The sequence below is a fragment of the Corynebacterium sp. BF-R-2 genome (assembly GCF_024586525.1).
Lineage (GTDB): Bacteria > Actinomycetota > Actinomycetes > Mycobacteriales > Mycobacteriaceae > Corynebacterium > Corynebacterium singulare.
In genome coordinates this window covers 36372-60044 of sequence record NZ_JAMFTP010000007.1, presented here as the reverse complement: position 1 = coordinate 60044, position 23673 = coordinate 36372, and the positions used below count along the sequence as shown (strand labels likewise).

The following is a 23673-nucleotide window of genomic DNA, read 5'->3' as shown; positions in this document are numbered from 1 at the left end:
CAACGTTCTTGAACTCAAGCTCAACCGGAATGACCTGGTCGAGCCAGTAGGACGTCTCGTCAGCGTTGATGGCCTAAGCCTCCAGTTTCTCCACTGCGGCCAGAAGCACACAGGTAGCCACGCCGTCCATCGCGGCCTCAACCTCTTCCTGCGGCGGCAGGGACGGCGCGAGGCGGATGTTGTGATCGCGAGCGTCCTCGCCATACGGGAAAGCCGAACCAGCCTGGGTAAGCAGAATGCCGGCATCACGCGCCAGTTCCCACACACGGGTAGCGGTGCCATCCATAACGTTGAGGGAAATGAAGTAGCCGCCCTTCGGGTGAGTCCACTCGGCGACGTCGTACTGGCTCAGACGCTTGTCCAAGATACGCAGAACCGCCTCAAACTTAGGGGCCAGCAGCGCAGCGTGGCGGCGCATGATGGCACGCACACCTTCTGCGGAACCGAAGAACTCATAGTGTGCAAGCTGATTGATCTTGTTCGGACCAATGCCGCGGATACCAGCGTGTTCGAGGTACCACTCAAGGTTGTCCTCGGAGGAACCGAAGAAGCTCACGCCCGAACCTGCGAAGGTGATCTTCGACGAGGAAGACATGGCCCAGAAACGGTCGGGGTTGCCTTCCTGTTCGGCGATGTCCAGAATCGGCAGGATCTCCGGGAATTCCTCGGTGAGGGTATGCACGGCGTAGGCGTTATCCCACACGATGCGGAAGTCCGGCGCACCAGCCTCCATACGTGCCAGGCGGCGGGTCTTTTCTTCAGAGATGACCGCACCCGTCGGGTTAGAGAACATTGGCACCACCCACATGCCCTTGACCTGCGGGTCCTTTGCCAGCTCCTCGACGGCCTCGATGTCTGGGCCATCCTCTTCCATCGGCACGGAAATGAGCTCGAAGCCGAATGACTCCGTGATGGCGAAATGGCGATCATAACCCGGGGTGGGGCAGATCCACTTGACGGTTTCTTCCTTGTTCCACGGGCGCTCAGAGCTGTTGTTACCAAAGCTGTAGGAGCAGTGGATCAGGTCATACATGATGTTGAGCGAAGAAGAATCGGCTGCGACCAGCAGTTCCGGATCCATGTTGGTTAGTTTGCCCCAGAGGTCACGCAGCTCTTTGATGCCCTTCTGGTTGCCGTAGTTGCGCAGGTCATTGCCAGCAGCGTCGGTGTAGTGGCCACGGCCTGGCAGTACGAGCAGATCGTTGGACAGATCCAGCTGAGCCTTGGACGGCTTACCGCGGGTCAGATCCAGTGCGAGGCCTTCGGCCTTGAGATCCTCGTAATCCTTGCGAACCTCGGCGGCAAGCTCCGTGAGCTCGGACTTCTCGAGTTTAGAAAGCGACATCCCTCTTCCTTCCGGGACATGTTGCGGACAGATGGCACCCATAGTAACTCTCGTACGCTTCCCCCGTGCGTAAGACCGCAAATAAAAAGGGGACCCCGCGCACCCGCCAGAGCCTCCTGACCCTTGCTGCATTCCTGCCCTGGGGGAGTTCAGAGGATGGACGCCACGCGGAATCCTGCGGTCTAGCCTAGCGCGCCGCGCTTGCCGACGCCAAACCGCCAACCCCTCCCAGCCCGTCACCCTCGCCCGCCCCACACCGCACCACTCAGCGCCCCCACGAAGGAACCGCGATCCACAGTCCGCCACCCAAGAGGACACCAATTTTCGCACTGACCAGGCGATTTTGCTTCATTAGGGGGCTCATGTAATGTTTTCCAGCGGAGGATTCGACTAGCGGCCTATGTCACACGCCTGGAACGCGTGCGGGAGTCACATCCCTCAGGGGTTCAAATCCCCTATCCTCCGCCAGTGGACATCCCGGCCACAGCCTCCGAGCTGTGAGCCGGGATTCTTCGCATCTCAGGGAAACTCCGGGACCTCGACGCCGTCCTCCCTGAGCCACTCCACATGCGGCGGCGTGTTCATGCCCCACTCCGTGCGGGCGAGGAGAAAAGCCTCGGAGATTTCTGACTCGTCATAACCGCCATCACGAAGATAGTGGCGGAAACCATTGGGACCGGGTTCCTTGATCCACAACCAGACAAAGTCCTCCAAGGTATGGTCCCCCAGGATGTCTTCCATGCCCTCCGGGAGGAGTTCACGCCCGGCGCGTACGCGTTCTTCAAGGTCCTCATCAAAGAAGGCGTAAAGGTAGTCCAAGCCGTCCTCCAGCTGGGCATACTCACAAGCGTCCATTGTTGCTCTCCTTTCGCTGCCGCATCAGCCGCGCTTTTTGGCGCCGAGGGACATACGGTCGACGTCGACAAGCACTTCGTCCACAATCATGGGATTGAACTCCCTATCGCGGCGCAGTCGCAGCAATTCCTGCTGTGCGCCGGCCAAGGCGGTCGTGCGCGCAGCCAAGGCCAATTCACGAGCCTCAATAGCCATCTTCATGCGGGTCGTGGCATCCTCGCCATCCTCGTCCTCACCGAGCCGGTCCTCAAACCACTGCGCAATATTGGCGGCGATGTCGGGGTCCAGTTCCTCATACTTGGAACGCATCGCGGCAATGCCTGCCTTACGAGCACGGGAGGTAATCGTGGCCCGCATCTTATCGGTGGCGGCCTGCGAGTAGGTGGTGATGTCCAGCTGGCGCATGAGCCAGGGCAGGAGCAGGCCGGGGATCACCATGGTCATGAGCAGCACGACAAGGGCGATGACGGTCAACTCGTTGTAGAAGCTCAAGCCGCTCGGCACGGACAGAACCAGCGCCAGGGTGACCAGTCCGCGCATGCCGGACCACGACATGACGAGCACCTCTTGACGGCGCAGTGGCGCCAAACGCGGCTTACCCCGGCGCCGGTTGATGAGGTAGAAGGTATACATCCAGGCCATGCGCACAAGGAAAGCCACGAGGGACAGGATGACTCCGACGATGACTGCGTGCCACAGATCCGCGCCCACGGCATCAACCGCGCTGAAGACCGTCAGGCCGATAAGGCCAAAGGCCACACCAGTAAAGAGCAGCTCAACTGTTTCCCAGAAGGACTGACCGGAGAGTCGGTCCTCGGCCTGAACCGGGGCACGGGAATGCAGCTCCACCGCAGCGATCACCACGGCAATCACGCCAGAGGCGCCAAGCTCCTCGGCTGCGATATAGACGGCGAAGGGAATCACCCAGGTCAACGCGTTGCGGGCGACGACCTCGTGCACCGCACCGATGAACCAGGAGGACACACGGCCCACCACAAGGCCCAGGATGGCAGCGACGGCCGCCGAGTAGAGGAAGCGCATAACCGCCTGACCGGCATGCATCTGCCCAGAGCTCGTCACGGCCTCAAGGGCGAGGTGAAAGGCCACGATGGACGCGGCATCATTAAACAGGCCCTCAACCTGCAGCACCGAGATGATACGGCGGGGAATACCGGCGGGTTCTGCCACTGCCTCCACGGCCACCGGGTCCGGCGGGGCAATCGCTGCACCAATGAGGATGGCTGCGGCGATTCCCAGGCCCGGCATGAAGGCCCAGGCAGTGAATCCAACGGCCAGTGTTGTGGCCACGACGAGCAGCACGGAGAGAGCAAGGATGGTCATCCACTGTTCCCGAATCACGCCCCACGATGTCTTCCTTGCCAGAGCCCACAACAGCGGCGGCAAAAAGATTGGAAGGATAAGATCCGCGGGCACAGCGAACTCGAACTCACCACTCGAGAATGTGGCGTACACAAAGACAGAAATCGCCGTGAGGAGCGTGAGCAACACCGGCCAGGGAAGTCCAATTTTGTCCCCCACCGCCATGACAATGACGGTCAGCAGCATCAGACCGATGAGGACAAATAAAACTTCCATAGTGCGCTTCACTCCCCGTTGCAGGTTTGTATGTTCTTAGAGTACCGCTGTGCAGGAGAAAAGGGAGCTACACAGTTCCATCCCATACGAAGGCCTCACGGCTGAGAGATTCCGGCCGGAATCTCTCCAGGAGTTCAGCCGCTGACGTTGCCTCATAGCCCAATGAGCGAGCCAGGAGCTTGACGACGTCCCCCCTCCCCCGTCCCGGCTCCTCGAGCAGCTGGCGCAGGGTCACCGCCCCATCGCGTTTGGATAGGCGCACACCGTCGGCGTTAAGAACGAGCGGCACGTGAACAAACTCCGGCACCGCATAGCCCAGCTTGTGCGCGAGGTAAGCCTGGCGTGGGGCAGAGGAGAGCAGATCGTCGCCGCGCACAATCTGATCTACACCTTGAAAGGCATCATCGACCACCACGGCCAAGTTATAGGCCCAGTCCATGCCCTGTGCAGGGTCGGATGGGCGCTGGCCGCCGCGGCGCAGGATGAAGTCATCAACCTCGCCGGTGTACTCACCCGCAAGGGCATCGTGGATGGTGTAGGTGGTGGTATCGGCACGCAAGCGGATGGCGGGAACGCGGTTCTGGGCGGCGAGTTCGGCGCGTTTGGCGGCGCGTTGGTCGTCGGAAAGCGCCCGGCACGTCCCTGGGTACTGCCCCGGGATGGCGTGCGGCGCGCGGGAGGCCTCCTGAATGTCCTTGCGCGAGCAGTAGCACTCGAAGGTGGGCAGCTGAGCCAGGGCCTCCTCATAGGCGGCGTAGCGATCGTGCTGGTAGATGACCTCGCCGTCCCAGTCCAGCCCCAAGGTCTCCAAGTCCTCTAGCTGGCGCTGGGCGGATTCCCGGGATGAGCGCTGCGTGTCAATATCCTCCACACGCACCAGGAAACGGCGGTCACTGCTGCGTGCATAAACCCATGCCAGGAGTGCAGTACGGAGGTTACCCAGGTGAAGATCACCAGACGGGCTCGGCGCATAGCGTCCGGCAGGAGTGAGAGAATCCATGGCCCCAGTCTAAGGCCCGCGCGTGGCGACGTCCTCTACTAGAATCGCCCCCATGGCTTCTGACGTGACCTATCCCCTGCTTGATTCCGCCGACGCTGAACGCATGCTGGCCTATGCACGCTCCCAGAGCCCTGGGCTGACGTTGCCCACGGTGGAATCCGCCAATATTGAGAAGCAGATTAGCCGCGTCCTCCCAGAGGATTCCTTCCTGGGCAGTGCTGAGGACGCCCGCCCAGCCGCCCAGTACCTTGAGGCCCGCGAAATACTGCGTCAAGCTGCAGGCACCATTGAGAACGCCAATGATTCCTTCACCATTGCTGCCCTTGGTGCGCTGACCGGTCAGCCGGACCTCGTGGCTACCGGCTATGCCCGCGTTGCACGCGCCTGGTTGGACAACGGTTTCCCGGAGGAAGCCGAGAAGTTTGCCACCAGGGCCGCCGCTGCGGGGGACCGCTCCGTGCTCGATGAACTAGCCGCCGCACAAACCGCAGCCAGCCACAAGGACTTTTCTGAATCTGCGTCTTCCTCCCCCGCTGACTCCGCATCCGCGCGTACCTCAACGCCCCAAGCGGCAGCGCCCTCCGCACCCGCCGAGAAGGCGCACTCCGGTTCCTCGTCCGCCCAGCCTTCGCTCGCCGAGCTCCGCGCGGTTCTCGATGCCGCCAAAAGCGGCGACGCCAAAGCCCACGCCGCCGACTTTGTGGCCATCAATGACGCGGTGGCGTCTGGGGCGTTTAATGGCTCTGGCACATCGCTTGGTGATGCCCTCTCGGTCATCCTCGAGTCCGCCGTCGGTGCCCTGTGGGCCTCCGATTCGACTGCGGACTGCTCCCGCGTGGCCACGCAATCCTTTGCTATCTTGTCCAATGCTCGCAGCGAGGCGGACTACAAGCAGCTTCCCTCCTCCATGTTGGCGCGCTTCTACAGCGATGCTGCCGCCAATTCGGGGGATAACACAGCGCAACGCGTGGCATGCTTCGAAGCGGCCGCCCGCGAATACAGCCGTTACGGGGATCTCGAAGGTGAACTGCAGTCCATCCTGAAGACTGTGGTTCTCGATGTCCGCCACCGCGATCCCAGGGAGGCCTACGACATTTTGGCTTCGCGCTACGTGGATTCCACCAAGCTGCAGAATCTTCCGGTGTCCGCCAAGTGGACGGTGCTCTACTCCGAGAGCCTACGCACCCAAGCTCAGGACATGTTTAAGTCCACGCAGGTCTTGCTCGATTTCTTGGAGAAGCACACGGCCGCCGAGGCCACCACGCCGTCGGAACAGAGTGCTCTCGCGGAGGTGGCTGAGCTCCTCGGTGACCGCTACGCCGCCGGAAACGTGGCCGACCGTGCGCGGAGCATGTACCACCTTGCTTATAACTTGTTCGACGCTGCCGGCAATTCCCGCGCGCTCGACGAGCTACGCAAGAAGGCCTAGTTCTTCACCCCGCCGAACCACTGCCGGTTCGTCGGAAGCCACAGCAGCACGATGACCACCGCTGAGGCAATGGACACGGGCATAACCGAATCCACCGGGATGAGCAGCACCAGAACTGCGCTGATGACGGTAAGCGCAATGCGCGCTGCCTGCTGGGCATGCACCACGTAGGCGGTCAGCACACATACGAGCAGCACCAGCAGGCCCAACAGCACACCGAACTCGGTGGATAGCTGATCCATGCGGGTGACCGCCGCGGGACTGTTCTCAAAAGCGACGAGCCGGCAGATGGTGAACACCGCATAGCTGCTGATGAACAACTCGATGATTGCTGCAATTTTCAGCGGCCAGGGCGCCCACTGGGCCTTCATATCAGCCGCCCGGCGGGTTTCCCGGGCAGAGTCGCTGACCTGCCCATAGCGATAATCCCGGGCAGGCTGTGGCTGCGATGGATGCTGTGGCTGCGATGGATGCTGTGGCTGCGGAGCAGCAGGTTGGGGCGTGCCGAAAGTCATGACACGTCCTGCACAAACACGCCACGACGGCTCAGCAACCACCGAATCGGGTCCAGCACACGGTACGGGGCAATACCGCTGCGCGCCAGCTGGCGGCCCGTCGGCGCCTCACCCAACGCGGACACGACGAAGAAGCTTCCCTCGTCTGTGCCTGCCGAGTACAGCTTGTTGATGAGGTCGTTCGCGCCGAGGAAGCGAAGCAGCGACTCGGCTTCCTGGTGCACCATGTAGCGGTCCGCGTCGTTGTAATTCCAGCCTGTATCACGGCGGAATGCGGCGCCGCGGTTGGACATGAGCTTCTTCCACCGCACGTCATCCACCTGCTCAAGTTTTTGCACGGTATCGAACTTGGAAATGGTCACGGCTAGCGGCGGAGGGGTATCTGACTCGAGCAGATCAAGGAGGTTATCCAGCACGCGCAGGGAATCCGCTCCCAACTCACCGATGTTGGGGATTAGTCCGTGGATGAAATCCTGAATCTGCTTCACGCGCAGGGGGTCAAAGAGGAAAATCACCAGGTCTGCGTGGGAAAAGAAAGCAAGATTCTCGCGGTCTGCCTCATTCTCCGGTGGGTTCTCAAGGTCCTCGCCTGCGACATCGCGGAAGACGAGGTAGTTCATACGCGGGGTGCCCTGCTGATCCGGCCAGACACCGAGCTCAAAAATGAGCGGATCGCGCTGGTAGGCATCCGTCGCCACGGCACTCGGTGTGGGGTCCATAGCGCGCATCTCTTCAAAGAGCGGCTTCTCATAGACCTCCTCGTAGCGCTCACGCGTCGAGGCATCCGCCGGCTGCACAGACCTATCGTGCTTGTGCGCCAGCTGCTTGAGCTGCTTAATCATCACCGCGGTGTAGAGCGACTTACCGGAGTTTCGCGCACCGGCCATTGCAACGCAGTGAGTGACCGCATCGGTCCAGCCTTCGGGCAGTTCACGGTTGGTGTACGGGCTAACGGTCACGCCCGCCTCGAGCGGTTTGAACGTCCACGGACAACGTGCCTGGATCATGAATTCCTCTCCTTCAGCATGGCGGTAACGCGGTCGGTGAGCTCAGAAAGCTCGGTGTTTGCTCCGGTTTCCAGCTGCTTCGCCACGTCCTCATCGATGACCGCAAAAGCCACCTGGCGCGGCGTTCCGTTGATGCGGGCGAGCTCGAGTTCCTGGCGGCCTATAGCGCTCGTAATGAGCACGACTGTAGGAACACCCGTGGTGAGCATGGACGCCACCGGGGAATCAGTGACGTAGATGGCCAGCGACGTTGAGGACGCAATACTAGGTCCGCGCCACGGACGCTGGCCTACGCGCTCGGCGCCGTTGCTAATAACCCCGCTGATGAAGCGGCTCAGCTCATCCACCTTGTGCGTCTGGATGCTGTCCTGGCCATCGGTGGCGCGGAAACGCTTAAACGCATCCGACAGCGCATCAATGTACTTGGCCGCAGCGTCAATGATCTTCGCATTAACGTTGACCTGCATGGAGGCGGAACCATCAACGATAACGGTGACGTCATCCAGCCCGGACACGTCCAGTTCCGCGCGGCGCATCTTGGAACGCACCTCGCGGGCAGAATCTGTAATGCCGGCCCCTTCGCTCGTACCGAAGGCATCAAGGCGGTAGCTACCAGACTCCGGGGTGACTTCGGCGAGGCGCTCGGGGGAGTCCTCGGCGGCGTCGATAAGCACACGCGGGAAAGTCACCGAATCGCCCGCGTTGCTCACCGTAAGGCGTACCTCGCTGCGCTGACCAAAGGTGCCGCCACGCTTGGGCTGCACCACAATGGTGGCGCGTTCGGGAAGGGAATGAACCATGAGGGAGAGGTCGTGCACGCGCACGGCATCGACGCCCTCGCCCACGATGGCCAGCTCCATTGAGGCACCCCCGGTGCCCATCTCGAAGGCCTCGACGCGCAGGATGCCGTCTGAGCCGATGCGGCGGGACTCGCCGTCCCGCAGTGTGTATTTAGCCATGACGCTTCTTACCTTCTTTTATCTTGCCTATCGTGTGTTGCCTAAAATCCATAGCCTCTACCCCGGCCAGAGTCCTGATTCTGCCAGCCTGCCTGGTGTTGCTGGGCTCGTTCTGCGCGCTCAGCGAGCATTCTCTGGACTTCATCGAGCACCATTGCGACACGGCCGGTGACATGCCGATCGCACTGGTCAAGGCGGAACGTGCCCACGAAATGGTCTGCGGTGAGGTTCGCAATGTGCTCAAGATCCCGGTTTTCCCACGGCCGCAAGGCATCGGCCGCAAGCAGCTCAAAGTCTCGGGGGAAGTAGAAAACCCACGAGGCGATAACCGCTGACATGAGCAGCTTGTCCAACCCATCCCCCAACGCGGTCTTGTCCAAGTAGGCCAATTGGATAGAACGCCCGCGGTGGACATCGAGGTATTCAATCCACCACCGCGCATCAAAGGCAACAAGCTTCTGGTGCTCCTCTGCGCTCAAGGCGGGAACAACCGCATTTGTGCTGGGAAGCTTCCTTTCGGATGCCGTCTGCCCACCGTGCGCGGCTGCCGATGTGGAAGGCGTGGCCGGTGGTTGGGCCGAGGTGTCAGAAGACGCAGTGCTTGGCGGCACCCCTCCCACCGCAAAGGGATTGCCCGATGCAGCATTCAACGGCAGCCCGTCATCCTCAGTTGCCGCCAGTGCGGTGTCGCGCTGCACAGGGGATTCAAGTCCCTCCGACGAGTGCTGACTACCCAGGGGATTCGGCGCATCCAAGGGGTTGGGTGGGAAAGGTGAAGAAGTACCATCGACGGCGGCGAAGGGTGAGGCGTCAGAAGCGGGGGAACCAAACTCCGCTGCGCCGTCAGCAGCCCACGGGTCACCAAAATTTGATTGCGTATCAGTGCCTTCACCAGCAGTGTTCCCCGCGGTCCAATCCGCCGTACCGGCACCGCCAGTGGACAGCGAGCTGGCTTCCGACTCCTCATGCAGAGACGACGATTCCGACGTGTACTGGGAAGGATCACTCAGTTCGCTCTCCTGAGTAGGGCGTTCAAAAGCGCTGACGTCTGGGAGGGCCTCATCCACAGCGAACACCACTGGGTTCCCGGGTATGGCGGTATCCGCAAGGCGCTGCTTCTCACTCGGCGGCACAACGATCATCGTGGAGGTGCTCAACGGAAACTCATTGATGGCCGCAGCTCTTTCGAAGGTGGAGAACCCAAAGCCGTCCTCCCCCACTTCGCGTGCAGTGGCAGCAATCCATAATGCCGCTTGATTATCCGGCGCAACGAGAATGACAAGTCCATTGCGGGAATTGAGCACGGTCGCCATCGCGGACACAAGCGCGTGGTTAAACGTGGGATTCGGATTCGGGGTCACGGATTTAAATGGCGCGGGAAGCTTCTCCGGCTGACGGAACTCCCCCTCGAGGAATTCATCCAGCAACACATCCGAATGCAGCGGACCACGCGCCGAAATGCTCTCTGGAATCTGTACCTTGTCCACCTCATAGATAGAAAAAGGGGCAGGAATATCCGGGGAATACAAAACCGTCGAAGGCACCGGCGGGGTACCCGTCCGGGTAATGCTGGTGTAGGTAAACACGTTACCCCCGCGTCCCGTGGCATCGAGGCCAGCCGGAACCGACACCATGGTCACCCACTTGTCTGCTTCCGGAGTGAGCGCAAAAACCGCGGTACGCCGCACAAGCTCGGCACGCTGCTGAGCCGAGGGAAAATCCGGAATTGAAGTGCCGTTGTTGAGCGTGGTGGGCACGAAGGAAACGAGTTCAGCCAGCTCTTCCTGGGTAAGGTCGCCGACCTTCTGGCCCACTCCCCAACCACCGGAGCGGCCATGTGCGCGGGAGAAAGACGCGTAGCTAAATGCACCGCCCATGATTAGTGGCCTCCTTGGAAGTACTGGTCCTGACCATAATTCTGGTCGTAGTTGTACGGAGGCTGCTGGTTTGTGTACTGCTGATTGTTGCTCTGGCTGGCGGCATAGAACATCAGCTTGTAGGACACATCTTTTTCCACCACCACTGCCTTATCCGATGCGCTGAGCGTCGGTGATGCCTCGCTGTAGCTCTCAGCGAATCCGCTGAAAGCATCCTCACCACCGAAGCTGCCAAAGGAAGAATCAACGTGAGCATCGAAGCCCTCGACCGCGAAGAGGCGAATGAATCCTCCTCGCTGTGAGTACTGCCCCAAGGAAACCGTGAAGTCGGGGTACTGGCCGCGTACGGGGCCCAAGCCCTGCGCTACGTGAGTGGTGTTCTGCAGGTTGGTCTCGACGATGCCGAGCGCCTCACCGTCTTCGGGGAAGAGAGGGAGGCGATCGGCGCGGTACACCACCTGACAGGAGAACTGGCGCTTGTCACCGTTGCCCAGGCTCCACAGGTACACCTGCACCTGGCTGTTGGACTCATCAAATTCAAAGTCGTAGGTCACCGGGCGTAGGCCCTCATACTGAATGACGCGCTCATCGCCCTCGGTACGCTTACCCGCAAACACTGCATAGGGCTTAAGACGTACCGTATCGCCATGCTGATCCAGGCGCATGCGGATGCCGCCTTGCAGGTCATAGTCCTCTTCGCGGATCTGGTCATGTTCGCGGTTGGTGGAGTATTCAACCGCCGTCGCTCCCTTTGGCCAGTCAAAGGTGATGAGCTGGCTGTCCACACGTTCAATAAGGCGGAACTGGTCGTCCCCAATGGACTGCACGCGCTGCAATACCTTGGATTCACCAACCCAAGCATCGGCATCGTTGAAGTTCACTGGGGTGATGTACACCTCGTACCAGTCTGGTGGCCATGGCACCGTGGTGGTTTGGAAGGAACCGGCCTCGGACACGCCACGGGTCTCACTGATCGCACTCGACAGCGCACTTTCGACGTATGTCTTTGGTACTGCCGAGGTACGCAGGTCTGCCTGCGGTGCGGTGGGCGTAAGGTAAATCTTCACTTCACCAGTCTTGGGCGAGTACCAGTCCACCTCGATCGAATCCTGCCCGTACTCGCTGCGGCGCTCGCAGCGCGAAAGCTCCAGCTTTTCCAACTCACTGGCTAGCTTCACGGAGCGCTGCACCGCAACCTCATCTTGGCTTTGCTCGGTAGCGCCATGGAACTCTGCTTGGCCCAGCAAAGAGATGACAATAGTCTGACCTGCCTCCTGCACGGGGATGGTGGCCTTGCGCCCAGAGCTGTCCACATCCTGCTCGAAGCGCGGTGAAAGGGGCTCCTTCTCGGTATCGCGGCAGGCATAGACCATGGCGCTGGTGTGCCCCGGCAGCAGGTCCCAGGAAACCTGTACAGCGCCCTTGATGGTCGAGACCTGAACGTTGACCGGTGGGAAAACTACGGCGGTATCACCCATGAAAACCGGCTGACTGTGGACTAGTTCCCGCAGGTCCGTCCCCTTATAAGCCCACACCGCGTAGTGGCGCAGGCCAGCTTCCCCCGGGTTGTGGTCACGGTAGGCCGTTCCCTTGGTGTAGACCAGCGTGTCGCCGGCATCTGGGGACGCGACCATCTCAGAATCGTCCGCCACAACACGGTAAAACACGACCTCATTCGGCTCATGCTCAAGCTCCGGCCACCACAGGCGCACGGGGTGGCGCTGGTCAGTGTCCTCCTCCGGCTCCGGTTCGACGCCATAGCTAAAGTCTTCGCTAGATTCTTCCCCGGTGTCGGTGTTCTCAGGGACCTCCACCTCGACATCAATACCGGGGGCTACCCAGTTCGGATCCTGGCGGTACTGGTATTCCGCGCGGATTCCGAAGCCCGGAATGGTGATGTAATCCTCTTCGTTGACTTGAGTCTTTTGTTCCTCCTCAGCCTGCAGCTGCTCCCACTCAGCGAAGAAGTCACGCGGAGCCGCTGCAGCGGGGGCTTCGGGCGCGGGGCGCGGATCAGGCTGACTATGCGGCTGCGCCTGCGACGCCGTGACGTGCTGCTGTTTATCACGTGCCGCTGAACGCTCCGCCGCCCGTTCCTCAGCTGCCTGCTGAGCAGCACGCTCCTGCGCGGCAGCAGCGTTGAGGGACTCTGCGCTGAGCTCTGGGTGTTCTACCTCTTCACCATTGAAGGCAGCAGCGATCTGCTCAGCAAACTGCCGAAACGGTGCTGAAACGGCCGCGCGGACGTCCTCAGCGCTCACGCGCTTGAGCTCATGCAGCGTGGTGAGCTCGCTGAGCGGTACATCCTTAATCGAAGGTTTCGGGGTGTGTGTCATCAACGTTCCTTAGATCAGCGGTCTTTAGAAGGTTTCATCGAGGTCCGACAGGTCCGGCGCACCCGGCTGCCTAAAGACTGGGTTGGCGTTCGAGCCCTGCTGCCATGGGGAGTTCTCCTGTGCATCGGACTGGGATGGTGTGGTGAAACCCATGTGGCTAGTGTCATCAAGCTCATCGAGGGACAGAGCCGACGGGTTGTCAAAGGTGTACGCGCCGGATGCCGAATCAGGGATGAGGTACTTGAAATCGGTGATCTTGCCGTATTGCACCACCGTGACCGAGCGTGACAGCTGGCTGGTCAGGGCCGTCTGGCTATCTACCTCAACGATGCGGGTGCGGTCACCATCAATCTCCGTGAACCCTTCGGCGCCGCCTGCACTGGTCAGCGCGTTAGGGCTGAAGGCTTGCAAGGCACCTTTGTCCTGGTTCATGCCGGCAAGGAACTCGCTCGTGCTCTGGCTACGGCTGCCACCTTCCTCGCGGAAGGTCACGTGGCCCAGGTACTGCTGAAGGCTGCGCGTCATACGCGGATCCGTGATGACCTTCTGCCACTCCTGCTGCTTCGCATCACGATCTTTCATGTACGGGTGATCCAGGCTGCGTGAAAGATTATCCAGCGGGGTGCTTGAGCCCAAGCCTGCCATGCCCCACATCTCATTAAGCGCCACAGCCGAGTGGCCCGTGCGGTTGCGCTCAAAGGTGTCGTTCATGTCATCCAGCAAGGACTTGAGGGACTTGTGCGCCCACTCCGACTGATAAATATAGGAGCGAATCTCATCGGTCATGCGCACCGCATCATCGCGGCTGAGCACGGCCTGCGCAATGCGCGCGTTCTCTGGGAGGCCAGACTGCGGTGTACGCAGATGATCGCTCGAAGTTTCCTTGCGGCCAAACGGCGCGTAAATTGCGCGGCCCAATAGCGCCGACCAGCTCAGGAACTGGTTATAGGCATTGGAAATGCGTGAAATCTCTGCCGAGGCGGTAGCCAGGTTCTGGGCTGCAATCTCCTGATTACGGTTCAGCAGTTTTCGGCGCTGCACGTAATCAAAGATCTCTCGCTGAGCTTTTGTGAACACCGCCCACGAGCACACAAGGAACAGCACAATCGCCAGAATGAGGCCCACCACGTACCACGGCCAGTCGAACCATTGCAGGTACTCGCCTAGTGGCAGATCCGGGTTGTACCGGCCGGCCACCATGTACGTCATGAGGGCAAGGACAACGAAGAGCACAATCCACATTGTGCGCAGTTTCCTGGTCAGAGCTTTGTTCTCCGCGTTGAAGTCGCGGGCCTGGAAGCTGCTGGCCAGTTCTTGGAGCTCACGGGCCTTGGCATGGGCCTCGCGGTACTTCTGCTGGGCGTGGCCCACCGTGTCCCAGAGGCCTTGGCCCACCTTCCACGCGAAGGTAGTGCTGTTCTTCGCCCGCCACGAGGCAAACTCGTGTTTCTTGCGGCTTACGGCCTCGTTGCGGGTCTGCTGGCTGGTGTATTCGATATCAGCAGCAAAGCGCTCTGCACCCACTGGGTCAAAAGGAGCCACCGTTGCCTGTGACTCATGTGTGTACCCCAATGTGCTCGTCATGAGCGGGTGAAAGCCCTCGAAGGAAGCGCTGACATCCTGTACCGACTGCCCGCCGTACTGCACGATGTACATGTTGCCTTGGTTATTGCGTAGGCCCTGAACATCAATGCTGTCGCGCCAAGAACCGTCAACCAGTCCCAGCGCGAAATCGTGGTAGGCCTCCCAGGTGCGCGATAACTGCGGCTCCTGCCCCAGCGAGAAATGCTGCTCTTTAGCCACACGCAGTGCATGCTCGCTGGCTTGGCGCAGCTCGTCAACACTCGTTGCACCGCTACCCTTGCCGGAGTGCCCCGCCAAGACGACCTCGACGCTGGAATTCTCGCCGTACAGCATCTTCTGCAGGAAGGTGGCCGCGTTCTTGTTTATGGCGCCGCGCTGGCCTTCGACCCAATCCTGTGGCTTACCAATAACGGTTGACCAGTACAGGCGAAGGTTATCCTTGAGTGCTGCCCAGCCGCTCACCTTGTGGGACTGCAGCTCCTCATAGGCGGTAGGCGCGCTCACCAGTGGAGAAATCTCCTGGTCAATGAACATCTGCGCACACTGATCCGTGAGCTGCTCCGGGTTGGCGTAGTGTACAGCCCGCGAGATGTTGTTGACCTGAGGCTGCGGCAGACGCTGGGTGGGATCGAAGACAGCCTTTTTGACCTTGTCTTCAATATCACTGGCATCAATGGTGCGGTGGAACGCACGTACGAGACGGAAACGCTGGCGGTCACCGGTTTCGATAACGCGGTGAGTATCTGGGTCGAGTACAGCGGGCTCCGGCATACCGCGCCACAGGCCAAAGATGCTGGCCACAGCAGGTGCCGCGAACCGTGCGAGCTCAAAGCCGTCCTTGGTCCGTTTAATGGGGCGAATCCGCGAAGACGCCGGGGTGCCACCTTCTTCCGGGGACAGCACGAGGTTGCTCCATCCCTGCAGTGGCATGATATCCACATTCTCTACCGGCAGGGCTGACAGCAAGAGGCGGACGCGCAGGTTCGAAGCCTGAATGAGGCGCTGGTCAACGGCACTGACCCACGCCGTGAGCTTATCGACGTCCTGTGGTTGGTCCGCATCCATCGGATCAATGGTGGCGAGGAGGACATCGCCGGTGAAGCTGCGGAGGGCCTCGTCCAACGTCGACAAGCGCGCGGTGCCCTCCTCCGTAAAGGAGCGCACTACCGCACTGCTGGTGGGGTGCGCGTAGTCAATCCATAGGAAGTCCTGCAGGAGACCGACGGCACGCAGATCGCTGAGCCGCGAGCGGATGTCATCCGCGGTCGCGCCGTGCCCGAAGATAATTACGTTCGTCATTAGAAGGTGTCATCCAGATCGTTGAGGTTGAATTCCGGTGCGGTGGTGTTCCCTAAGCCAGACTCGGAACTGCGGACCTGCGGGGTCGGCTGCGCTACAGGGTTCTCCGCCACGGTCTTGGCCTGGTCCAAATAGTTGCGGATTACCGGGATCATCACAATGACATCCTCCGCCAAGTCACGGTAGTACGGCGTCATTGATGCCACCTCACGGGAACGAATCTCTGCGAACGGCTTATCTGTGCGTCCCTGCCCCGGCAGAGCATTGTTGTGGCCGGGGACGAAGTGATCCGCGCCGCGGGCGAACTTATCCAGCTCTGCCACGAAGGTGTCGTAGCGATCCTGAATGGAGGTACCCACGGTTCCACGGTTCGGCACCTCGCCCGATGCCAAGAACGTTGCCAGCCGGCGAACCACCGGGTGGGTGGAGGCACCGGAGTGAGCAAAATCGAGGCCGTCGTCGAACAGCCCGCGTAGCAGCTGATAGGGGTACAGAGAGGATGCGAAACCGTGGGGGCCGTTCTCCTGCACCTTGGCGTAGGCAATGAAGATGGACTCAAGGACCGAGGACATCCAGTCCGACTTCTTGATCATGCGACGCGGCGAAATGAGCATGGGATTCGGGAAGTCTACCCAGTTATTCACGCCGCCATCGGTGTCATCAAAAATGTGGGCCGCGGCGTTGCTGGCATCCGGGTTGGAAATGTACACGCGGCCGGTAATGCGGCCGATGATCCAGCCGGCCACCATCGCCTGACGCTCCGTTTTCGTCAGTGGCAAAGCTGCCGGTAGCGGGCGGGTACGGCGCTCGGACCACCAGGAACCATCGAAATTGTCCTGCTTCTCAATGTCCTTCGCAATGTAGTTGAACATGGAAGAGAAGACGATGGGCGAGTAATTCGGGTAAGAACCGAAAATCTCGATGTGCTGGACGTGATCCGACATGTTCAGCGAGTTGCGCAAAGCTACCGACGACGGTCCATCAATCTCTGGGCGGTTGAGCACGGACTCAAGCCGAGCCGCGATGCCGTTCTCTGCCGAACCAAGCTCGGCGAACGGGATATCAGAGAAGGAATAGGTGTACTGGACTGACTTGCCGTGAATGCGCTGAACCATGTCATCGTTGACAGCTGCCAGCGGGCGGGCATAGCTCAGAGCCAGCTGGAAGGCCTCGACGAAGCGGCGCTGGCGCTCTGCATGCTCAACCTCATTGATGTCCGGAGTCAGGGTGAGGTAGCGGCGCAGATCCACAGAGTTAAACTTCTGGAACTCATAATCGCGGCGGTTGATCCACTGACGGGAGCGCTCCAGCAGGTCCGTCGGGCGAATCTTGGCGTGGTAGTGCGCACGCTGGGATTCACGGGATTCACCAGTCTGCGGGTGGCGCGACAGGTACTTGGATACCCAGCCGGCGCGGTTCGAATAGGCGTCATTGGTGCGCTTCTGTGGTGCCAGTGTGTCCTGCGGAGCCTGAGCTGCATCGAGCGATTCCCACTCGCCACGAATAACGGCGCGTACTGCGAAGGGATAGGCCTGCTCATAGTTGGTGACATCCGCGGTGGACTGCTGGCCCTGGACAGTGCGCAGCATCTGGTCCTTGTAGTCAAAGATGAAGGAGTTGACGTCCGTGAGCATGATTTCGTTCTCAGATCCCTTGAAGCGGGATTCAACAACCTCATCAATCTCTGTCGGCCACGCGTTGACCTCATCCGTGCGCACATCGGCGAGTTTGTTGGTTTCCGCACGCTTGGACACTGCCTTCTCCAACACGGCGTGGGCATCGCCCAGTTCACGCTTGAGATGGAAGAGGTTCTCATCGGCGTAATCCTGAAGGACGTCCTTCAACAGGTGCGCGATGGCCATCAGCGCGTAGCTGTAGAACTGGTTGTAGTACAGACCCATGAGCGCGTTGACCGTAGGCGTCGGATCTGTCATCTGGCCCTTACCGGTCAGCGGGCTCAGGATGGGGTCTGCGCCTTCCGGCTTCGTGAGCACTCGCGTGTTGTGGTAGTAGCCGGAGTACTCCGCCAAAATCGGCATGAGGCGGTCAGAGTTCGTAAGCACATCCGTGATCTTGGAGAGCATCTCGCGTACATAGGGCACGCCGACGGCAGCCAGCTCGCCTTCGACGGTGGCCAGTACGCTATCGGTGAAGAAGTTGGCGTAGCGGTACACGATGTCATAGGCAGCGTTGTTGAGCACGGACGCGATGGCCTGCTCATTGCGGGGATCAGCCAGGTTGCCCTCGAACTCTTCACGCCACTCGTTGACGTTGCGTCCCTGGCCTACCGGAATGTAGTTCTGCAGGTACTTGGTGGCGGTATCAGCGGCCTGCTGGGCTTGGCCACCGAAAACACTGTTGAGCCAGTTCCAGACGCTCCCACTATCAATCTGACCACCCCGTGCCCAAGACGGGTCAAGGGTGATGGAGCTAAAGGCATTGGGAAGGCGCTCTTCGAGCTTCTTAGCAATCTGCATCTCGCCCGCCTCAGGATTCTGGGGGTCGAGGTGACCGTTAAACAGTCGCTCGAAGGCGCTACGGGCGAGGCGCTGGGATGAATACTCAGCAAAGCGGTCGCGGCCCATGGACACCTGGGCATACCCCAGTGAACCCCAAGGCAGACGGCCCCATGGAGTACCGCCGCTGGGACTGTCCCAACCGAAGAAGCGACGACCACCGTCACCTGCCGGGGTGTTGGTCAGCGCGTAGGACACGAGGTTGTCGCTAGCCTTGGTGGAGGCCATCAGACCGGCGAGTGCACGGCCAAGGCCCCGGTAGATGGACATAGCGGATCCGTCGCCGAAGCGAGCGCTGGTGGTGCCCATCTTGGAACCAATCGGGAAAATACGACCGAAAGTCTGCCCCTCCGGCGGATTGCCCATATCGAAGGCCTCAAAAATGGCACGGTCATGGTCGCTAGAGTTGCCCATCTGAGCTGCAACGACCTCACCAAACATGGCCAGGGAGTTGGGCCACGCGCCGGCCATGTCATCAGCCTTGTTATCGGAGAAAATCTCCGGGGTGTACATGAAGACGAGCGTGCCCTGCGGATTCACGTTCGGGATAGTGGTGAGCACGCGGCACACATCCAAGAACATGGAAGCACCGGCGCCACCGGCCATGGACGACACCACGAGAACAACCGGCTCGGAGTCACCGGTATCGGACTCCAGCTTGGTCTGCTTGTAGTTCAGGCGGTTGAGTTCCTGGATGGCTTCCTGGGTGAACATCTCATCCACCGCCGCCTTGAGAGACTGACGAATCTCCTTGAGGTGCGGCAAGGTCAGCATACGGCCGATGGCACGGTACTGGCCGGCGCCGTCCGCAAGCTTGACATCATTGGTGGACGGGTTACGGGTAGCCCAGGTAGCAATTTCACCGAGCTTGCCGGAGCGGCCAAGGATGCTGGAGACGCCTTCATCAAAGGTGTTGTAGTTCTGACGCGAACCGATGCCGACGTACTGTCCGCCGTTTTGGGTGACATTAGGCAGTTTCTGCGGGCCAGCTTCCTCCTCGAGAGGCACATCAATGTTGACGAACTGCCATGCTTTGGGCAGCTCTGTCATGTCTGGGTCAATACTGCGCAGCTCAGCCTTGAGCTGGTCCATCATGAACGCCAGGGTTTTGGCGCCGGAGCCACCGCAACCGACGACGAGGAACTTCTTCATCTTTAACTACCTTTCGAAGGGCTTCGCTTCTGTGCTGTTGTGTGGTGCTAAACCGACTTAGCTCTGAGAGCCAAACCCGGGGTTCGGGGGAAAGCCGCCGTTGTTACCAGGGGTACCAGGATTGTTCGGACGCTGCTGCTCTGGCTGGCCAAAGCCCGAGCTGCTGGGCCGCCCTGGCTGGTCTGGTTGGCTTGGACGCTGCGGCTGACCAAAGCCCGAACCGCCACCGAATCCCGACCCAGCGCCAAAGCCTGGCTGTCCGGTCTGACCAGGCTGCTTGGGCTGCCTCGGGTGGTTTTCCCGCGACGGACCCGAGGGCTGAGAGGAGCCAAAGCCGCCATGCTGTGGGGCATTCTGCTGCCCACCGTGGAACGGAGCTCCCTGTGGACCAGGCTGAGGACCGCCTTGCGGGCCAGAAGGCCCTGGCTGGCCACCCGGCTGCTGAGGCGGTTGCTGCCCAGTCGGCGGAGGAGTCTGCTGCTTTTCTGCCGGGAACTCAACTTGGTCAAAGAGCGGCAGCGCCTGACGGCTGATCTCCTTGGATAGCTCGTCATAGTGGTGAGCCTGAGCCAACGTATCGACGGTCATGACGATCTCACCCGAGTCTCGGTCCTTCTCATTACCGACGAAGAACCACTCATTCTGGATAGCCAGCGGCAGCACCGCACGATAGCCAGACTTCTTGCCCTTGCCGGAGATAGTGCCGTCGCGTTGAATCTCTACGTGAGCGGCAGTGAAGGGACTCAACCCCATTTTCACCTTGGCTTCATTGCGCCCCAGCTGCGCCGCGCGCGCCGATGCCTCCACCGGCACCGCGCCCTGGAACTCGTCCTTGCTAACTGAGAACGGACGGCCATTATCAGTGCGCACGAGGTTAGCGCCATCACGCTTCACCGGAATGGTCTTGACGAACATGCGTGGCTTCGCCGGAATGCGGCCGGAGAACCACTTCATGAAGTAAAGGATGGCCAGCGGAATCAGCAGTGCAAGCAAAACTGCGAGGACGAAAGCCAAGCCGAATGCAGATTTACTCAGTGGCGCGCTCATGGAGCCCTGCAGAGTAAGCGGCAGCTCCATCTGCTGGTTATCCTCTGCCGACTGGAGATTAATCACCGGCTCCACTCGCAGTGGGCCATCTGCAATGTTCTCAACGCTCAGGGTCACCGGTATGGTGGCCTTCTCGTCCTTGGACAGCTCAAGTGCAGAGTCCTCAGAGTTGTTCTGGGAGGAGACGGCAATGGAGGACACTCCCGAGGGAAGCATGCCATTCGCGGAATCCACCGTCTGGTCAGCAACCCACACCTTGCCGGGTCCGGTCACTGGGACATCGACTGTGATCTCCTTCTCCGTCATAGTGATGGTCTGCGCGGAGCCCACGGTCGGCATATTGACCGGAGTAATGGTGAGAGGGGCCTCCGCATTGATGGGATCAAGCTTGGAGCCTGGGCGATCCTCCGTGCCCTTTGTAGTGATATCCACGCGGGTGACCAAGTGGCCCGACGCGGCATTCTCTACGTGTTCCAGCGGAATGTCGACTGGTTGGCCGTCCGTAATGGGAGCGTTGTCCACGAGAGTTACCGGTGAACCGTCTTCCGGAACAAACTCTGCATGCACTGTTCCCTCGCCTTCGAGGGTGCGGGGCTCGCCTTTGCCATCAACCAACTGGCCCTTGATGACCTGGTCAGAGTTGATGCCGCCGGCAACCTTTGAACCGTCCTCACGTGTGAGGTTGAGATTAAGTCCAGGAACCATGACGACGGAAGCGAGATACTCGCCCTCAGCGCCCTCGGCCACCTTGTAGCCAAAGGTCCATGCGCCGGCCCAGTCATCGCCATCCTTTTCCATGGAAACATCCACCATGCCAGGAAGCTTGTTGTTCTCCGTCACGGAGACCTTCGCTCCAGCAACGTGTGTCGTATCAGCGTTAAGCTCAACCACCTCTCCGTTGGGCCCAGTCAGAGTCGGGGTGAGTTTTCCTTCTTCAACCGAGTTCTTCGGCACCGCCGACAAACGCACCGGGGAGACGGAGTTATCTAGAACAAAGTCAAACTGGTCCTTGAGGTTTCCGTCCTTGGTCACACCACCTGAGGTCGGAATGAGGTTTCGGAAGGCGGCGAACAATGCTGCTGGGTCCTCGCCTGCATCGAAGAATGCACCGTTCGGGGCCCCTTGACCACAGTCATCACCCTCCGCCATGCGGGTGAGCTGACGAATTTGGTCCTGTGCTTCCGCAGCCGGCACCAAGCCGACGTTGAAGAGGCGGATAGTGGAGTTACGGAAAGCCGTCACCGAGGAGTTAACCTCACACAGCTTATCCTGGGCTCCCTGCAGGTCATTAGCCTCAGCATCGGTGTAATACTTGCCGTCGGTGAAGAACACAATGGCGCGGCAGTTACTGCCCTGATGGGAAGCAAATTCCTTCAAGGCGCCAGAGTAGGCAGCGCCGTAGTTAGTCTCCAGATCGGAGACGCGGTCCTTGTGGCGGAACTTCTCCAGTTCGCCATCAAGTGCCTCAGCCTTGCCGGACACATTGGTCCAACTACCATACTCAGCTGGATCGCTGTAATACTCAGAACCGAAGCCGGAGAGCTTCACGTTGATATCGGCGCCATTGTCCTCGCCCAGATTCGCCAGCTGCTTGATGATGTCCCCCGTGGCATCCACACGGAAAAAGTCGGCGTCCGTAGGCGTAGAACCTTCGTACCCCACCAGCGATGCAGACTGGTCCAGAACAAAGAGCAGGTCAGCGGATTTCTCGCTGGCGATACAGGAACCGAAGTCAGACAAGTTCTTCTGCGAGATCTCAGAGAGCTTGGACTCAGATCCAATACCTTCGCGGTGCTCCTGCGGGGCTGGAGCTTCGTCCGCATGAGCGCCCTGATCGTCGCCATGCTCTTCTGGGTGTCCCTCGGGAGCCGGCGCCTCGGGAGCCGGCGCCTCGGGAGCCGGCGCCTCGGGGGCTGGAGCGTCGGGGGCTGGAGCGTCAGGGGCTGGCGGCGCTTCCTGAGCCACAGCTCCCAAGCTTCCTCCGAAGCCGGCCAGCATCGCAGCTGCGGACAGGGCTAGTGCGCGAGTGAACTTCTTCATTAGGCTCCAACCACCTTTCCCACGTAGAAGGCGATTTCTACTGCAGCGGCGATGACGAGGAGGAAGCTACCGCCCATGATGATGCGGTAGAGCAGCGTCTGCGTGGTGTCCTCTACATAGAACGTCTCGGCCTGACGCTGCGTGTTCTTCAGCGTGTACAGGCCGAGGAGAACAAAGGCAACGATGCCTGCCAGCAACCAGCCCGCGATCGCGAGACCGAAATACAGGCCCTGCGTTGGGGAGGCAACGAGGGGCGCCAGCACCAGCACAATCAGGGCAATGACCGCTGACACACCACCGGCGATGAGCAGCGGCCACGGGCCCTTGGTGGGAACGGTCGGCGTTGCAACCTGGCGGCGGTAATCCGGAGCCGGGGAAGACTGACCAAAGCCATCCGACGAACCCGGCGCGCCGAAGGAGCTACCCGTGCTCGAGCCTGCATGTGGATTCGAGCCGGCTGGGGCGCCCTGGTTCGGTACCGAACCAAAACCAGAGCCTGAGCCAAAGCCAGTACCGGGGCCCGAGGGCGCTCCGGAGCCGGGACGTGGTACGGGGGCCCGGGCGGGGTCAGGCGCACCGAATCCACTGGGCCCACCGGACGCACCAAAGCCAGAACCAGCGTTGTGTCCTGCCCCTGCGTTTGGAGAAGGCGCACCGTGCGGCGGGCGCCCGCCAAACTGAGGTGACGAACCTGGGGAACCAAATGTCATAGCGATAACCTTCCCTATAACGGGTTATGCCCCAACTAATGCCCCCTTTCCCTGCCTTAAGACACAGGAAACGAGGAATCAGCCGGAGAGCCGAGAGCCTTGAGATTTAAGGTAGTCGCAATCCCGGACACGCTCTCCTAGTCATGACGTGAAAATCGAACGCGCCCGAATTTCTTCGAGCGCTCATCAGACACAACAGACAGGAAACGCGCAGGGAACACGACAACACTGCAAGCAAAAGGATGCCATAATACAGTCATTTTTTCTGCCCACTTTAGATATCTTCTTGAATAAACGCCCCAGCCATTACCTCTGAAAGCGCCTGCTCATCTGCGGTTTTTGTCGACTAGCTAGCCGTAGGGAGTACTCCCCAGTAGTAGTGCTTGGTTTACCCCATTTCTAGTTC

General features: G+C 60.3%; 14 protein-coding genes, 1 tRNA gene and 1 other RNA gene. 2 read left to right on the top strand and 14 right to left on the bottom strand.

Going from position 1 to position 23673, the window contains the following annotated elements; translation table 11 throughout:
- Positions 1-73 precede the first annotated feature (73 nt).
- Positions 74-1345 (bottom strand): aminotransferase class I/II-fold pyridoxal phosphate-dependent enzyme, encoded by a 1272-nt coding sequence (locus M5J09_RS06170; RefSeq protein WP_257157304.1) that lies wholly within the window; start codon positions 1343-1345, stop codon positions 74-76.
- An 81-nt stretch (positions 1346-1426) separates the two neighbouring features.
- Positions 1427-1525, bottom strand: an RNA gene (ffs, locus tag M5J09_RS06165) — signal recognition particle sRNA small type.
- Positions 1526-1724: 199 nt separating this feature from the next.
- Here ffs and M5J09_RS06160 point away from each other — a divergent pair.
- Positions 1725-1813 (top strand) — tRNA-Ser (locus M5J09_RS06160).
- Positions 1814-1864: 51 nt separating this feature from the next.
- Here M5J09_RS06160 and M5J09_RS06155 read toward each other — a convergent pair.
- From M5J09_RS06155 to gluQRS, 3 genes are all read right to left on the bottom strand, one after another.
- A complete protein-coding gene (locus M5J09_RS06155) occupies positions 1865-2200 on the bottom strand; it encodes a hypothetical protein (protein ID WP_257157303.1) in 336 nt (111 codons plus the stop codon).
- Positions 2201-2224: 24 nt separating this feature from the next.
- Positions 2225-3796, bottom strand: a complete 1572-nt coding sequence (locus M5J09_RS06150; RefSeq protein WP_042528897.1) for a sodium:proton antiporter — start codon at positions 3794-3796, stop codon at positions 2225-2227.
- A 67-nt stretch (positions 3797-3863) separates the two neighbouring features.
- Positions 3864-4796 carry a tRNA glutamyl-Q(34) synthetase GluQRS gene (gluQRS, locus tag M5J09_RS06145; RefSeq protein ID WP_257157302.1) on the bottom strand — a complete coding sequence of 311 codons (933 nt, stop codon included), beginning with the start codon at positions 4794-4796 and terminating at the stop codon, positions 3864-3866.
- Between the two features lie 52 nt (positions 4797-4848).
- Between gluQRS and M5J09_RS06140 the strand changes: the two genes are divergently transcribed.
- Positions 4849-6225, top strand: coding sequence for a hypothetical protein (locus tag M5J09_RS06140; RefSeq protein WP_257157301.1), 1377 nt, complete (start codon positions 4849-4851; stop codon positions 6223-6225).
- On the opposite strand, the gene M5J09_RS06135 is transcribed toward M5J09_RS06140, so the two are convergent.
- Genes M5J09_RS06135 through M5J09_RS06095 form a run of 9 tightly spaced genes read right to left on the bottom strand, consistent with a single transcriptional unit; the run spans position 6222 to position 23267 of the window.
- On the bottom strand, positions 6222-6740 hold the full coding sequence (locus M5J09_RS06135; protein ID WP_257157300.1) for a hypothetical protein: 519 nt from the start codon (positions 6738-6740) through the stop codon (positions 6222-6224). The genes M5J09_RS06140 and M5J09_RS06135 overlap by 4 nt on opposite strands.
- Entirely contained in the window at positions 6737-7747 is a 1011-nt protein-coding gene (locus tag M5J09_RS06130) for a hypothetical protein (RefSeq protein ID WP_257157299.1), read from the bottom strand. Before M5J09_RS06130 ends, M5J09_RS06135 begins: the two co-directional genes overlap by 4 nt.
- Positions 7744-8706 carry a hypothetical protein gene (locus tag M5J09_RS06125; protein WP_070538428.1) on the bottom strand — a complete coding sequence of 321 codons (963 nt, stop codon included), beginning with the start codon at positions 8704-8706 and terminating at the stop codon, positions 7744-7746. The genes M5J09_RS06130 and M5J09_RS06125 overlap by 4 nt, the downstream gene beginning before the upstream one ends.
- A 41-nt stretch (positions 8707-8747) precedes the next feature.
- A complete protein-coding gene (locus M5J09_RS06120; RefSeq protein WP_257157298.1) occupies positions 8748-10583 on the bottom strand; it encodes a hypothetical protein in 1836 nt (611 codons plus the stop codon).
- Positions 10584-10585: 2 nt separating this feature from the next.
- Complete coding sequence (locus M5J09_RS06115; RefSeq protein WP_257157297.1) at positions 10586-12919, bottom strand: hypothetical protein; 2334 nt, start codon at positions 12917-12919, stop codon at positions 10586-10588.
- A gap of 24 nt (positions 12920-12943) precedes the next feature.
- Positions 12944-15802 (bottom strand): hypothetical protein, encoded by a 2859-nt coding sequence (locus M5J09_RS06110; RefSeq protein WP_257157296.1) that lies wholly within the window; start codon positions 15800-15802, stop codon positions 12944-12946.
- Entirely contained in the window at positions 15802-19470 is a 3669-nt protein-coding gene (locus M5J09_RS06105) for a tubulin-like doman-containing protein (protein ID WP_042528878.1), read from the bottom strand. Before M5J09_RS06105 ends, M5J09_RS06110 begins: the two co-directional genes overlap by 1 nt.
- Positions 19471-19527: 57 nt before the next feature.
- Entirely contained in the window at positions 19528-22557 is a 3030-nt protein-coding gene (locus M5J09_RS06100; protein WP_257157295.1) for a vWA domain-containing protein, read from the bottom strand.
- Positions 22557-23267, bottom strand: coding sequence for a hypothetical protein (locus M5J09_RS06095; protein WP_246820013.1), 711 nt, complete (start codon positions 23265-23267; stop codon positions 22557-22559). Before M5J09_RS06095 ends, M5J09_RS06100 begins: the two co-directional genes overlap by 1 nt.
- Positions 23268-23673: the final 406 nt, after the last annotated feature.